The following is an 11,916-nucleotide window of genomic DNA, read 5'->3' as shown; positions in this document are numbered from 1 at the left end:
ATTAGGCTTCTGCCTTGTGTTTAAGGAATTTTCCAATTTCAGCCACTGCAAAAGCGAGGGCATCTTCGTTTGGACTCATCTTAGGATGGTGAAGTGCATATGGTGTGTCGATTCCCAACCAGAACATGACACCAGGAACCTTACTAAGCAAATAACCAAAATCCTCTCCAGTCATAGCCGGTGGACAATCAATCAGGTTAACTTCTGGGCTAGCATCAAAGAAGGCCATCAACTCTTTGGCCAAGGCTGGATTATTTTCCACAGGAAGATAACCACCTTGTTTTAACATGATATCCACTTCCATACCAAAGCTAGCTGCTACACCTTCTGCAATCTGGCGCGCGCGCTTCTGGATAAGGAGACTCATTTCCTGAGTAAGAGTACGAATAGTTCCATAAACCTCTGCAGTTTCAGCGATAACATTATTAGTAGTTCCTGCATGGAAAGAACCAAAGGTAACTACCCCACCCTGGATAGGGTCAACATTACGACTGACAATCGTTTGCACCTGAGTAATAAAGTAAGAAGCTGCTACAAGGGCATCATTGGCCTCATGTGGAAAGGCCGCATGTCCACCTTTCCCCTTGAAAGTAACGAGGACTTCACAAGTCCCAGCAAAAAGGGTGCTTGTGTTAGTCGCAATATCACCTACCTTGAAATCTGGACGGACGTGGAGGCCATAGAACTCATCTGGCAACCAATCTCCAAAGGCACCATCCTCATACATAAGCATACCACCAGCTTCATTTTCTTCAGCCGGCTGGAAGAGGAAGAGCATGTTATTTTTAGGCTGTACTTGAAGCATCTGGTCCAAAAGACCCAGTGCTGTGGTCATGTGCATATCGTGTCCACAAGCATGCATACGACCTTCATGAGTAGACTTGAAGTCAAGACCTGTTTCCTCTACGATTGGGAGACCATCAATATCTGTACGCCAACCAATGGTTTTTTCAGGAGCATGCCCGTGAAGATAGACAAGAATCCCTGTACGCCAAGTACGTTGCTCCACAAAGTCCTTACCTTCAGTCATTTCAGCAATACGCTCTAAGAGATAAGCCTGAGTTTTAAATTCTTCCAAACCAATTTCAGGAATTTGGTGAAGGTCTCGTCTGATTTTAATTAAATCAAGTGTCATGTTTTTATCCTTTTTATTTGTCTTATTTTATAGAGAATCTAGAAATAGAGGCCCTACAGGCCTCTACTATCAATATGTTACAAGTTACGCAAAGCGTCTTCGAGTGCTGTTTTTTGTTGTGTTTTTTCATCAATTTCCTTGATGATACGAGCTGGAACACCAGCTACAACCACATTTTCAGGAACATCTTGAGTAACGATAGCTCCAGCAGCAACGACTGAACCGTTACCAACTTGAACACCTTCAATAACAACAGCATTGGCACCAACAAGAACGTTGTCACCGATACGAACTGGATCTGCTGAAGCTGGTTCAATCACACCAGCAAGGACCGCACCCGCACCGATGTGGCTGTTTTTACCAACAGTAGCACGGCCACCAAGAATAGCACCCATATCAATCATAGTACCAGCACCAATTTCAGCACCGATATTGATAACAGCACCCATCATAACAACAGCATTGTCTTCGATAGTTACTTGGTCACGGATGATAGCGCCTGGTTCGATACGTGCATTAAGGTGACGTTTATCAAGCAATGGAACAGCTGAGTTACGGCCATCTTGTTCCACAACATAGTCCTTGTTTTCAGTCAAGTTAGCAAGAAGTGGTTCAATATCTTTCCAGTCTCCGAAAAGAACGTTACCAAGTTTAGTGACAGAAGCTGGAACAGCAGTTGCCAATTCCCCTTCAAAAGTTACTTTAACATTCGTTTTCTTTTCAGCATTACCGATAAAAGCGATAATTTCTTGTGCAGACATTTTTTGTGCAGTCATGAGATTCTCCATTCACATAAAGTTAGGAATTATTATACCAAAAATTCTGATAATTGTCTTTGCTTTTGCCAAATACAGTGTATTTTTATGTAAAATTGGTCTTTAGAGCCTCTATATCAGTAATCACTCGGTCTGGCTTGATTGGGGAATTCTCCAGTTCTCGACGGGAATAAGGGAAGGTATTGAGCAAGATACCATCGATCCCAACTGCTTCAGCCACAGCAATATCAGTCGTCAAGTCATTTCCAACCATGACAGTCTCAGACGGGTTTAACCCATAATCATCCAAAACTTGCTTTAAAAATTCAGGTTGAGGCTTACAGATACCGGCATCCGAAGACAAGTAAATAGCATCAAAATAAGATCTTAACGCCATTAGGTCAATCTCAGCGTTAGTAAAGGCTGCTTGAGCATTAGACAAGAGATAAATCCGACAGCCCTGTTCTTTTAGAAAGGCTAGCACCTCCTTGGTATGGGGATAAGCCGTCACATGTTTGCGAGATAAGACGCGAAAGACCATTGCTATCAATTGTCCCCAATCTTCCGGCTGATTAGAATTACTAGACTGAGGCCGAGCATCTACATAAAGCTGGTTAAAAATGTGGGCTAAATCAATTTCTGGATAAGCAACTCCTTTGAGCTCTATTAACTCCTTACGGGCCTGATCCACGCGCTTAGCATAAGCCTTTTTAAGAACATCACCCTCATAAGCCGCTCCATAAGCCTGATATAGTTGGCCTAGTTTATCCCATAACACAGGATCCTTCTCATCGGTTAGGATATCAACCAAGGTACCATAAAAATCAAAAATGTAGTTCTTATAGGCTCTGTTTTTCATCGCTTTTTACCCATTACTGAAACTTTCCTACTTATTGCTCTCATCATACACCTTTTAGGAAGACCAAACAAGCTAACTGAGACATTTTCCCATCAAAAAAATCCCAACGATTGTTAGGATTGCTTATCATCTCTAATACGGCCAATCAGCAGTTCTCCCGCAACAGTTAATTGCGTCACTGAAGTCAAGTCCAAAGTATCCTTATTGGCATGGAAGAAAAGAGGTGTCATCTCGGCAAATGCTTGAACATGCTCTGCTGGCATAGACCAAGTCTTAGCAATCGTCACACGCTCCAAAAGCTCACAGGACTCTTGAAAATGTTCCAGAACATCCTGGTTCGAATAAGCCTGCGCCTCCGGTAACAGTTGGCGAAACTCTTTAAGATGATCCTCATGAGGAATAACCTTGAAAATCAAGCCATGATCAGACAAAAGTCGTCCAAATTCTTGATAATTAGCTGGTGAAAAAATATCTAAAATCACATCGATACTGTGTTCACGTAAAGGCAATTGAGCCAAATCACCAACGAACCAAGCTACGTTTTTCTGAGGATTTTGACGTGCCGCAAGAAGGATAGAATCCTTAGACAAATCAAAGGCCATGAAATCCTTGTCAAACTCTTGAGCCAACTGACGGCTATAATATCCCTCACCACAGGCAACATCTAGAACGTGCGAGTGTTCAGGAAGGTCACGCAAGCACTCTGAAATCACCTCCAGGATAGGATCGTAATAGCCTGCCGCAAGAATCTGACTCCTCTTTTCAAAAGAAGCCATATCATAGTGCTTATCTCCCTTAGTCTGTCTCAAAAAATTGACAAAGCCCTGCTTGGCGATATTAAAGGTATGCCTATTCTGACAAACCAAGCTAGACAAATCCAAATGCATTGGCGCTTGACAGATAGGACAAGCAAAAAGACTCTCTTGATCTTTAAAAACACTAAATTTGGCCATAAATCCTCCTCGACACAAAAAAAGAGCACACACCTGAAATCGCTTAGGGCTGCTGGATTCCTCCCCTGACCCGCTTCACGCACAGATGTTGCTCCGAAAAATATTATACCATAATTTGAAGTGATTGCAAGTAGAGAACTTATGATAAGACTAGCTAGACCTACCCCTATCAATCCCTATTATTTCCTTCGATCAGTCTAAACTTCGATAAAACATAAGACTTACCATGGTGACATTTATGTCACTACTTTTTTATTTCTCGACACCTTATAATAAATCCATAGCTTGAGGAAAGCACCAAAAGCTAGTGACATGGCTGACTTTATTGAAAGGAGAAGTCATGTTTAACACATCTCTTAACTCGTGGTGAGAGGGTATGAGATTTAAAAACTCACCAAAAATAAAAAAAGGAGAATGACAATGATTAATAAAGAAATGAAGGCAGCTGACCTAGCCTCAGTAACAGGAGGCGGATGGAAGACTAACCTTGCCATTGGAGGGCTCTGCCTAGCTTCAGGACCTATTGGAACTATGATGTGCCTTGGAGCCTACAATGGCTACATGGACTCTGCGCGATAAAAGAAAGGACATATGAACAATGACTAAGACCATTAACAATCGTAAAAACATGACTACTCAAGAACTTGAAGCTGTATCAGGTGGAGTGGTTCCTTGGGCCGCTATTTCTGTTGGCATTGCTGCTGCAAAACTGACTTATGACCTTAGCTATGCTGCAGGTAAGTCTTTCTATAACCTCACCCACTAACTAACAGAACTCAGCTGACATCTCAAAGATTTTGAGGATGATAATTCATGAAACATACAAAAAATCAAACAAATGATACTACTGCTAATCAATCACCTAAAACGAATAACTATTTACTCGTAAAAATAGCTTTAGCTGGAATTATCGGTAGCCTACTTTTGATACTCCTAATCAACCTTATCTTTCATGTACGATTAGGAACACCAATTATTGATACTAATTTGAAGTCCGCTTTTGGTACTCTAATCCTCTTTATGCCTATTTTTCTTTTAACAAGAGAAAAAGAAAAAAAATCATAGAAAGAGTGACCTAAACTGCCTTCAGGAAAACAAAAATACTCTTCTTCCATTAAAAAGTGCAAGTCCCTTTGGACTTGCACTTTTGTTTACATATCTTGCCTTGTTTCCAATTTAGCCAATCGTTTGGCTTCTTTTTTACGTTCACGACTCTGACGGAAAAAGTCTTGCATAATCTTAGCACACTCTTCCTCCATGACACCAGTCTCTACTTCTACGCGATGGTTGAGACGCTCATCTCTTAGGATATCGTAAAGGCTACCCGCACCACCAAACTTTTGATTGCTTGCTCCATAGATAACTTTAGGAATACGAGCCAAGCCAATTGCCCCACTACACATGACACAGGGTTCGATGGTTACAAAGAGGGTACAATCTAACAAACGCCAATTGCCCACAGTCCTATTAGCCTCCTGAATAGCCATGACCTCCGCATGCATGATAGCTTGATTGAGCTCCTCACGTGCATTGTGCCCACGACCTATGACTTCGCCATCTTTAACGATGACACAGCCAATTGGAATCTCTGCTTTATCTAGAGATTTTTCGGCCTCCTTAAGAGCTTCAGACATAAAAAAGTCTTTCTCTTCTTGGGTAAAGTCAAGCATTAGTGTCACTCCCGTTCCAAGATTTGCGAGACAATATCTCACTTAGTCCTTCTATTATAGCATAAGAAAAGAAATACCGAAGACCTCCATTTTAAAGGACACAAAAAAAGCTAAGACGAATCATCCTAGCTTCAAACACATTAGTCTGGTGAGTCTTAGGAATCACACCAATGTGTTCCCCCAAGGCTAGACGAAAAGTCAACGACCGCTTAACATCCTAATTCATATGTCAGTCGGAGTGTCATAGTCAATTGTCTGTGAAATCATTATATAGGCCTAAGGCCTCACAACGATAAACAAAAATGCAACTGTCTCAAACAATTGCAAGGATAGCGTTATAGTTGTGATATTTCACACTTTCCTTCCAAACAAATAATGCCTACTATAAAAGTAACTTTTATAGCTTTTTCCTTACCCACCTATAGTTTATCATGAAACCTCTATCATTTAATTTAAAAATCGGTAATAAAACAATGATATACATTAGAAACAACTGTTAATTGTATGCATTCTTTTGAATATTTTGCTTAACATTTAAAAGGTTGATATATCAACCTTTTAGAGCTTCATAAACTATTTTTTCTAGTCTATCTACACTATTAAACACCTATCATCCTAAGTCTTATCTAATTTTACTGTTTATTAGTCTAACAAGTGTTTAATATTTTATCTCCAACAATTCTTTAAAACAAGGTATGGAACAAGATAATGATTTTTTAGAGAGGTTGCTTCAAAGATAGGAGACCTAGATAGCTAGTCAAAGGATAAACTAGAAGGGAAGTTCTTCTTCCAAGACGAGGTCAGCCAAGTCATTATCAGGATTATTTTCCCTAACAGCACGCTGAGCACGACTCTCCAGAAGTTGGAAAGAGGAACAAAGCACTTCAGTAACGTAATGGGTTTGACCATCCTTATCGTACTTACGGGTACGAAGCTCCCCATCAAGAGAAATTAAACTCCCCTTGCTAGCATAAGATACTAAGGTCTCAGCCAAACGCCCCCAGACAACCACTGTAATAAAGTCAGCCTCACGCTCACCATTTTGCGTCTTATAGCGACGATTAACCGCAACTGTAACACGTGTAAAAGACCTATCACTAGCAGTTTTTACCATTTCAGGAGTCGCTGTCAAACGTCCAATTAAAATAACTTTGTTATACATTTTTTTACCTCCACCTATCTATTCGTAAGCGGAAGTAAAAAATAGATTATTTTAAATAGCTTTACAGATTCCTTTGAGAGTATCCTTACTAATACTCCAATCTACATAACCAAATTATCCTAATATCCCTAGTAAATAGGAGACTATTACTTTTCTAGTAATACTGCTCTCTCAGATATTTTCATGACAGCAGTTGAATGATAAATTTTCTCTACTCGTTTAACTAACTCAACGTTTTTGAACCACAATTTCCCATGAAGCAGGACCGACTTGTTCAAAGCGCGTCACAGGATAATCATTATCTGCAGCCCAGTTTGGTATACTTTCCGTTGCTTGCGTACAATCGAAAGCTATCAACAACTCATCACCTGTAGCTAATTCAGCCATTTTTTTCTTCGCATCAATCAATGGGAATGGACATACCAATCCACCCGTTTCAAGTTTTATCAAAGCCATATGATATTCTCCTCTTAATTTTTGTTGGGTTTTACAAAGATAATATAGGAAGCCGTCCAAACACCTAAAATAGTCACTGGTAAAGCAATCCATCCCTTACTAGAAAAAATTGCTGTAGCTGTTAAACCATTACCAATCGTACAGCCACCAGCCCATGAAGCACCGATTCCCATAAAAATCCCCCCTAGTGTGCTCTTACCGATGGTTGACAAGTCTGGCAAGCGCCAACGAAACTCTCGAGAACCCTTTGCAGCAAGAAAGGAACCAAGAAAAATCCCCAATACAAGAAAAACACCCCAACCAAGCTGTTTACTATCTCCTGTAATAATATAACTAATTAGATGTGCTGAGGGAGTTGTAATCCCTAACCCTCCAACACGACCCGTCAACTGACTAGCAGGCCAAGCAATAAAAGCAACAAGACCTATTAGAAGTCCCGCAAAATATTTATGGTAAGTTTTCTCAAAAAGATAGTGTCTCACTCCCTTATATTTTGATGGAAGCGAAGCAATCTGACGTCTGGGCTTACGTAACTCTCGAATGACAACAAAACTTGTTATAGCTACTAAGAAAACAAGAAGATACCAAACCGGAATTCCTAATTGACCAGCTAAATCATCATTAATTACCCATCGCTTGGCTATTAATTGATTCAAAGGAACAAGAAATCCTGATTTCATAGCCGCTGCACTTGTCATATAAAAGAATAGTGCAACCCAACTACCTAGGAGACCTTCACCGGCACGATACCACGTTCCTGTGGCACATCCCCCAGCGAGAACAATTCCAATACCAAATAGATAGGAACCCACAATTGCTCCTAACACGGAAAATTCTTCATAAGGGTTTCCAATAATACCTAATTGAATCAGGGAAAGTACTCCTATACTTTCTACTGTGATTGCAATAAGAAAAGCGTAAAATAATGTATTATTACGTGCAATATACATATCTCGGAAACCACCAGTCAAGCAGAAACGAGTTCGTTGCAAAATGAATCCAAATATCAGACCAATGAGGCCACCAGAAAGAATAGTTGTAAGCATAAGTACCTCCTAAAATAAATATTGATTACATTTTAAGAAAAATATTATAACTTGCATAATCTTTCTTTTTTATGATTAGCTATAAACTTTCCTTATGACAAACAAAAAAGCGGCTTACTTACCGCTTCTTGTCTTATTTACCCTTTCCAGTGTTTAGCTGGATCAAAAGCCTCACCGACTACTGCTGAATCATCAAGCTCAATAATACCACGTTTTTGTGGGGCATTTGGAAGTGCCAACTCACGTGGGGCACACATCATACCATAACTATCTTCACCACGAAGTTTTCCTGGGAAGATAAGGGCACCACTAGGCATCATAGCACCAGGAAGGGCTACGATAGTTTTAAGCCCAAGCGCTGCGTTTGGTGCTCCTGCAACGATTTGGACCTTCTTATCACCGATGTTCACTTGGCAGATGTTAAGGTGGTCACTGTCTGGATGTGCAACCATTTCATCAATTTGTCCAACCACAAAGACTGGACCTTGTGTGTTTTCCAAACGCTCTTCAAAGCCCTCTTTAGCCAATTCCTCGTTCAAAACAGCTACATCTTGGTCTGACAAGAAAACTTGACCGTTACCTTCAATATCAATGAGGCTTGACGCTTCAAAAATATTCCAAGCAAGAGTCTTGCCTGTTTCATCAGCTGTGACACGCGCCACTTTACCTTTACGTTCTACGCTACGTTTGATGTCCTTAGTATTTTCCAAGATAACCAACAAAACGTCACCAACTTGTTCCTTATTGTATGCAAAAATCATGGGTTCTCCTTCAATAGTTCTTTTATAGATTTTAAAATCGACTGACATGCCAAGAATCGTCATTACTACCATAGCGATAACTAATCTTGTCAATTTTCCAGTCACTCTCTGTTAATTTTACGATAAATTGTTTATGGTACCAAAAGTCATTCCCATAAGAAAATTCGAGAAACATCTTAGCCTTACTCTTCATAATAAACTTAACTCGACAGGGCTCTAACACAAAATCATAGGTGCCTGGAGAACCAAAAGAAGCTGAAAAACCTCTTTTATAACAGTTATCAGTCAAGTATTTTTGAGCTAAAGGAGTCAACTTCTCTTTAAATTCATCAAATAACTCCATTTCCCCAGGAATAGTTTGATGTGTAGGCAGATTATTTTCCTTTTTGTAGGTGTTTATTTCTTGGTGTTTTAGGAAGATATCACTTTCAATTTTGGAATGCTCTACTAAAATTTGGCATAATTCTTCGATGATCTCCTCATTTTTTTCTGTCAGATACTTTTCTTTAGTTTCTGAAATATCAAGAGAGATATTAGGAAAGTGATTGATTTTCATCTTTTAAATCTCCGACAAAAAGGCATTGACTTCTTCTTTGGTTTTACGAGCTTTATTGACCAAGCGTCCCAATTCCTGACCTTTCTGAGTCACGACAAAACTTGGGATACCAAAAATATTCCAAGTTTGCGCCAAAGCCATATAATCATCACGGTTAACACGCACAAAGGTCATATCTGGATGGAGGGCTTCAATTTCAGGCATAACGGGATAGATAAACTGGCAGTCTGGACACCAATCGGCAGTGAAAAAGAAAACCACCTTTTGATCACTTTCAACATAGCTTGCCAATTCTTCAAGATTCTTAGGAATAATCATGCCTGCTCCTCCTCATAGGTCAAGATATCCTCTGCATAAACAAAGCTATAGGAACGTCCATCCTCTAAGACGATACCTCCTGTAAGTCCTGGATTTTCCTTATCAGTGGGATTTGTATAAAGGACTGCGATAGTCCCCAAGTGAGATAATTCTTGTCTAATATCTTGGATTAATGCAGCCTTCTTCATTTCTGTACGTGACTGTCTATACTTCTCTGCCATTGCCAAGAGACCTAAAGCTCCTACGCCTCCAGCAAACAAGGCCAATGTTTTACGTTTCATAAGAAACATTTTACCATAATTTTAGACGAATGGGGAGAGGCTACCTATCTCTTGAGAATCGTGCTAAAATAGTAGCAAGTACTACTCAAGGAGGATTTTATGACTACCCTATTTGACAAAATTAAAGAAGTAACCGAGCTCAGTGCTACTTCAGGCTTTGAAGCTCCTGTACGCGACTACCTTCGCAACAACATCACCCCACTTGTAGATGAAGTCCAAACAGATGGTCTCGGTGGTATTTTCGGTATCAAGCATAGCCAAGCAGAAAATGCCCCTAAGGTGCTTGTGGCTGCCCACATGGATGAAGTTGGGTTTATGATTAAGGAAATCAAAGCAGACGGAACTTTCCGTGTCGTTGAACTTGGTGGTTGGAACCCACTTGTTGTCAGCTCACAACGCTTCACTCTACACACTCGTGACGGCCGTACCTATCCTGTCATCTCAGGTTCAGTGCCACCTCATTTCTTACGTGCTAGCGGTGGAGCTTCAAGTCTTCCCAGTGTTTCTGATATCGTCTTTGATGCTGGTTTTGCCAACCAAGAAGAAGCAAATGCCTACGGCGTTTTCCCAGGTGATGTCATCATTCCTGAATCAGAAACGATTCTCACAGCCAATCAAAAGAATGTCATTTCTAAAGCTTGGGATAACCGTTATGGTGTTCTCATGATTCGTGAACTCTTGGAAAACGTTAAGGATCAAGAACTCAACAATACTCTAATTGCTGGTGCCAATGTTCAAGAAGAAGTTGGTTTACGTGGTGCCCATGTCTCTACCACTAAATTTGATCCTGAAGTTTTCTTTGCAGTGGACTGTTCTCCTGCAGGTGATATCTATGGTAATCAAGGTAAGGTAGGTGATGGTACACTTATTCGTTTCTTCGATCCAGGTCACATCATGTTGCCCAATATGAAAGATTTCCTTTTGACTACAGCTGAAGAAGCTGGTATCAAATACCAATACTACTGTGCTGCGGGCGGAACAGATGCTGGTGCCGCTCACTTGCAGAATGCTGGTGTTCCATCAACAACTATCGGTGTTTGTGCCCGCTACATTCACTCGCACCAAACCCTTTATGCGATGGATGACTTCCTAGAAGCACAGGCCTTCTTACAAGCTATTGTTAAGAAATTGGATCGCTCAACAGTAGATTTAATTAAAAACTACTAAGACAAGGAGTAACCCATGATTATAGGTTTTATCGGTGTCGGGAAAATGGCGACAGCCATTATCAACGGCCTAAATACAAGCTCACATCGTATCATTATTTCAGGGTCTTCCTTGGCTCGTTCACGCCAGATTGCAGAGGAACTAGAGGTTGAAGCGGCTGCTTCCCATCAGGAATTGTTGGATAATGCTGACCTGGTCATCCTTGGTATCAAACCTCAAATGTTTGATAAGGTACTAGCCGATCTCAATTTTCATCAACCTATCATAAGTATGGCTGCTGGAGTGACCTTGGAACGCCTTGCTTCCCTCACCAGTCCAGACCTTCCTCTTATTCGTATCATGCCGAACCTTAATGCTCAGATCCTCAAAAGCACTACTGGTCTTTGCACTAATGATAAGGTATCCGAGGACCTTTTGGCAGTTGCCAAGGAAATCACAGACAGTTTTGGAACCACTGTTGAATTGGCTGAGAAAGACTTTGATACCTTTACTGCCCTAGCAGGTTCTAGCCCTGCCTACATCGCCCTCTTTATCGAGGCTCTAGCCAAGGCTGGTGTCAAAAATGGTCTAAGTAAGCAGGTCGCTCTGACCATTGCCACACAGACGGTTCTAGCTACTGCTGAAAATCTCAGTCTTGGTAGCGACAGTCCACATGATCTTATTGACAAGGTCTGTAGCCCTGGTGGGACTACTATCGCCGGTCTCATGGACCTTGAGCGTACAGGCCTCACCCATAGTGTAGTTTCAAGTATTGATACAACCATTGCTAAAGCCAAAAAACTATAAGAAAAAAGCTC

General features: G+C 40.8%; 17 protein-coding genes and 1 other RNA gene. 5 read left to right on the top strand and 13 right to left on the bottom strand.

The window, feature by feature from the left end; genetic code table 11:
• Position 1 precedes the first annotated feature (1 nt).
• From HMPREF2637_RS01695 to ffs, 5 genes are all read right to left on the bottom strand, one after another.
• Positions 2-1,135, bottom strand: a complete 1,134-nt coding sequence (locus tag HMPREF2637_RS01695; protein WP_064523475.1) for an N-acetyldiaminopimelate deacetylase — start codon at positions 1,133-1,135, stop codon at positions 2-4.
• A 77-nt stretch (positions 1,136-1,212) separates the two neighbouring features.
• Positions 1,213-1,911: a 2,3,4,5-tetrahydropyridine-2,6-dicarboxylate N-acetyltransferase gene (gene dapD, locus HMPREF2637_RS01690; RefSeq protein ID WP_002886999.1), complete on the bottom strand. Its 699-nt coding sequence runs from the start codon at positions 1,909-1,911 to the stop codon at positions 1,213-1,215.
• A gap of 85 nt (positions 1,912-1,996) precedes the next feature.
• Positions 1,997-2,749 (bottom strand): HAD family hydrolase, encoded by a 753-nt coding sequence (locus HMPREF2637_RS01685; protein ID WP_064523478.1) that lies wholly within the window; start codon positions 2,747-2,749, stop codon positions 1,997-1,999.
• A gap of 113 nt (positions 2,750-2,862) precedes the next feature.
• Entirely contained in the window at positions 2,863-3,702 is an 840-nt protein-coding gene (locus tag HMPREF2637_RS01680; protein ID WP_064523482.1) for a methyltransferase domain-containing protein, read from the bottom strand.
• 14 nt (positions 3,703-3,716) lie between these two features.
• Positions 3,717-3,802: signal recognition particle sRNA small type (ffs, locus tag HMPREF2637_RS01675), an RNA gene on the bottom strand.
• 320 nt (positions 3,803-4,122) lie between these two features.
• Between ffs and HMPREF2637_RS01670 the strand changes: the two genes are divergently transcribed.
• Genes HMPREF2637_RS01670 through HMPREF2637_RS01660 form a run of 3 tightly spaced genes read left to right on the top strand, consistent with a single transcriptional unit; the run spans position 4,123 to position 4,767 of the window.
• Positions 4,123-4,281, top strand: coding sequence for a class IIb bacteriocin, lactobin A/cerein 7B family (locus tag HMPREF2637_RS01670; RefSeq protein WP_014635103.1), 159 nt, complete (start codon positions 4,123-4,125; stop codon positions 4,279-4,281).
• Positions 4,282-4,300: 19 nt separating this feature from the next.
• Positions 4,301-4,468, top strand: a complete 168-nt coding sequence (locus tag HMPREF2637_RS01665; protein WP_002885883.1) for a class IIb bacteriocin, lactobin A/cerein 7B family — start codon at positions 4,301-4,303, stop codon at positions 4,466-4,468.
• Between the two features lie 47 nt (positions 4,469-4,515).
• The gene (locus HMPREF2637_RS01660) at positions 4,516-4,767 is read left to right on the top strand and encodes a hypothetical protein (RefSeq protein ID WP_014635104.1); all 252 of its coding nucleotides are present in this window, start codon (positions 4,516-4,518) and stop codon (positions 4,765-4,767) included.
• 86 nt (positions 4,768-4,853) lie between these two features.
• Here HMPREF2637_RS01660 and tadA read toward each other — a convergent pair whose 3' ends face one another.
• From tadA to HMPREF2637_RS01620, 8 genes are all read right to left on the bottom strand, one after another.
• On the bottom strand, positions 4,854-5,372 hold the full coding sequence (gene tadA, locus HMPREF2637_RS01655; protein ID WP_014635105.1) for a tRNA adenosine(34) deaminase TadA: 519 nt from the start codon (positions 5,370-5,372) through the stop codon (positions 4,854-4,856).
• Between the two features lie 769 nt (positions 5,373-6,141).
• Positions 6,142-6,534 carry a single-stranded DNA-binding protein gene (locus tag HMPREF2637_RS01650; protein ID WP_037601494.1) on the bottom strand — a complete coding sequence of 131 codons (393 nt, stop codon included), beginning with the start codon at positions 6,532-6,534 and terminating at the stop codon, positions 6,142-6,144.
• A gap of 228 nt (positions 6,535-6,762) precedes the next feature.
• Positions 6,763-6,990 (bottom strand): sulfurtransferase TusA family protein, encoded by a 228-nt coding sequence (locus HMPREF2637_RS01645; RefSeq protein ID WP_003095911.1) that lies wholly within the window; start codon positions 6,988-6,990, stop codon positions 6,763-6,765.
• Between the two features lie 14 nt (positions 6,991-7,004).
• Positions 7,005-8,036: a YeeE/YedE family protein gene (locus HMPREF2637_RS01640; protein ID WP_070838929.1), complete on the bottom strand. Its 1,032-nt coding sequence runs from the start codon at positions 8,034-8,036 to the stop codon at positions 7,005-7,007.
• Positions 8,037-8,173: 137 nt separating this feature from the next.
• The gene (gene ytpR, locus HMPREF2637_RS01635) at positions 8,174-8,797 is read right to left on the bottom strand and encodes a YtpR family tRNA-binding protein (RefSeq protein ID WP_070838928.1); all 624 of its coding nucleotides are present in this window, start codon (positions 8,795-8,797) and stop codon (positions 8,174-8,176) included.
• Between the two features lie 31 nt (positions 8,798-8,828).
• Positions 8,829-9,353, bottom strand: coding sequence for a hypothetical protein (locus tag HMPREF2637_RS01630; protein ID WP_022496105.1), 525 nt, complete (start codon positions 9,351-9,353; stop codon positions 8,829-8,831).
• A 3-nt stretch (positions 9,354-9,356) separates the two neighbouring features.
• Positions 9,357-9,671 (bottom strand): thioredoxin family protein, encoded by a 315-nt coding sequence (locus HMPREF2637_RS01625; protein WP_070475326.1) that lies wholly within the window; start codon positions 9,669-9,671, stop codon positions 9,357-9,359.
• Positions 9,668-9,952 carry a DUF4651 domain-containing protein gene (locus HMPREF2637_RS01620; RefSeq protein WP_021152625.1) on the bottom strand — a complete coding sequence of 95 codons (285 nt, stop codon included), beginning with the start codon at positions 9,950-9,952 and terminating at the stop codon, positions 9,668-9,670. Before HMPREF2637_RS01620 ends, HMPREF2637_RS01625 begins: the two co-directional genes overlap by 4 nt.
• 99 nt (positions 9,953-10,051) lie before the next feature.
• On the opposite strand from HMPREF2637_RS01620, the gene pepA reads away from it, so the two are divergent.
• Together pepA and proC are read left to right on the top strand one after the other, a co-directional pair.
• Positions 10,052-11,119: a glutamyl aminopeptidase gene (gene pepA / locus HMPREF2637_RS01615; RefSeq protein ID WP_021152626.1), complete on the top strand. Its 1,068-nt coding sequence runs from the start codon at positions 10,052-10,054 to the stop codon at positions 11,117-11,119.
• A 15-nt stretch (positions 11,120-11,134) separates the two neighbouring features.
• Entirely contained in the window at positions 11,135-11,905 is a 771-nt protein-coding gene (gene proC / locus HMPREF2637_RS01610; protein WP_013991257.1) for a pyrroline-5-carboxylate reductase, read from the top strand.
• The last annotated feature ends 11 nt before the right edge of the window (positions 11,906-11,916 follow it).

The sequence above is a fragment of the Streptococcus sp. HMSC065H07 genome, assembly GCF_001837325.1.
Taxonomy (GTDB): Bacteria; Bacillota; Bacilli; order Lactobacillales; family Streptococcaceae; genus Streptococcus; species Streptococcus salivarius_H.
This window is presented reverse-complemented; position numbering and strand designations above follow the sequence as displayed.

What these genes read in the sequence shown, in the direction of transcription:
- HMPREF2637_RS01680 (WP_064523482.1), bottom strand. Translation starts at nt 3,702, where the DNA reads ATGGCCAAATTTAGTGTTTTTAAAGATCAAGAGAGTCTTTTTGCTTGT.
- HMPREF2637_RS01645 (WP_003095911.1), bottom strand. Translation starts at nt 6,990, where the DNA reads ATGGCTTTGATAAAACTTGAAACGGGTGGATTGGTATGTCCATTCCCA.
- pepA (WP_021152626.1), top strand. Translation starts at nt 10,052, where the DNA reads ATGACTACCCTATTTGACAAAATTAAAGAAGTAACCGAGCTCAGTGCT.
- HMPREF2637_RS01670 (WP_014635103.1), top strand. Translation starts at nt 4,123, where the DNA reads ATGATTAATAAAGAAATGAAGGCAGCTGACCTAGCCTCAGTAACAGGA.
- ytpR (WP_070838928.1), bottom strand. Translation starts at nt 8,797, where the DNA reads ATGATTTTTGCATACAATAAGGAACAAGTTGGTGACGTTTTGTTGGTT.
- HMPREF2637_RS01650 (WP_037601494.1), bottom strand. Translation starts at nt 6,534, where the DNA reads ATGTATAACAAAGTTATTTTAATTGGACGTTTGACAGCGACTCCTGAA.
- HMPREF2637_RS01630 (WP_022496105.1), bottom strand. Translation starts at nt 9,353, where the DNA reads ATGAAAATCAATCACTTTCCTAATATCTCTCTTGATATTTCAGAAACT.
- HMPREF2637_RS01695 (WP_064523475.1), bottom strand. Translation starts at nt 1,135, where the DNA reads ATGACACTTGATTTAATTAAAATCAGACGAGACCTTCACCAAATTCCT.
- HMPREF2637_RS01620 (WP_021152625.1), bottom strand. Translation starts at nt 9,952, where the DNA reads ATGAAACGTAAAACATTGGCCTTGTTTGCTGGAGGCGTAGGAGCTTTA.
- tadA (WP_014635105.1), bottom strand. Translation starts at nt 5,372, where the DNA reads ATGCTTGACTTTACCCAAGAAGAGAAAGACTTTTTTATGTCTGAAGCT.
- HMPREF2637_RS01660 (WP_014635104.1), top strand. Translation starts at nt 4,516, where the DNA reads ATGAAACATACAAAAAATCAAACAAATGATACTACTGCTAATCAATCA.
- dapD (WP_002886999.1), bottom strand. Translation starts at nt 1,911, where the DNA reads ATGACTGCACAAAAAATGTCTGCACAAGAAATTATCGCTTTTATCGGT.
- HMPREF2637_RS01665 (WP_002885883.1), top strand. Translation starts at nt 4,301, where the DNA reads ATGACTAAGACCATTAACAATCGTAAAAACATGACTACTCAAGAACTT.
- HMPREF2637_RS01640 (WP_070838929.1), bottom strand. Translation starts at nt 8,036, where the DNA reads ATGCTTACAACTATTCTTTCTGGTGGCCTCATTGGTCTGATATTTGGA.
- HMPREF2637_RS01625 (WP_070475326.1), bottom strand. Translation starts at nt 9,671, where the DNA reads ATGATTATTCCTAAGAATCTTGAAGAATTGGCAAGCTATGTTGAAAGT.
- HMPREF2637_RS01685 (WP_064523478.1), bottom strand. Translation starts at nt 2,749, where the DNA reads ATGAAAAACAGAGCCTATAAGAACTACATTTTTGATTTTTATGGTACC.
- proC (WP_013991257.1), top strand. Translation starts at nt 11,135, where the DNA reads ATGATTATAGGTTTTATCGGTGTCGGGAAAATGGCGACAGCCATTATC.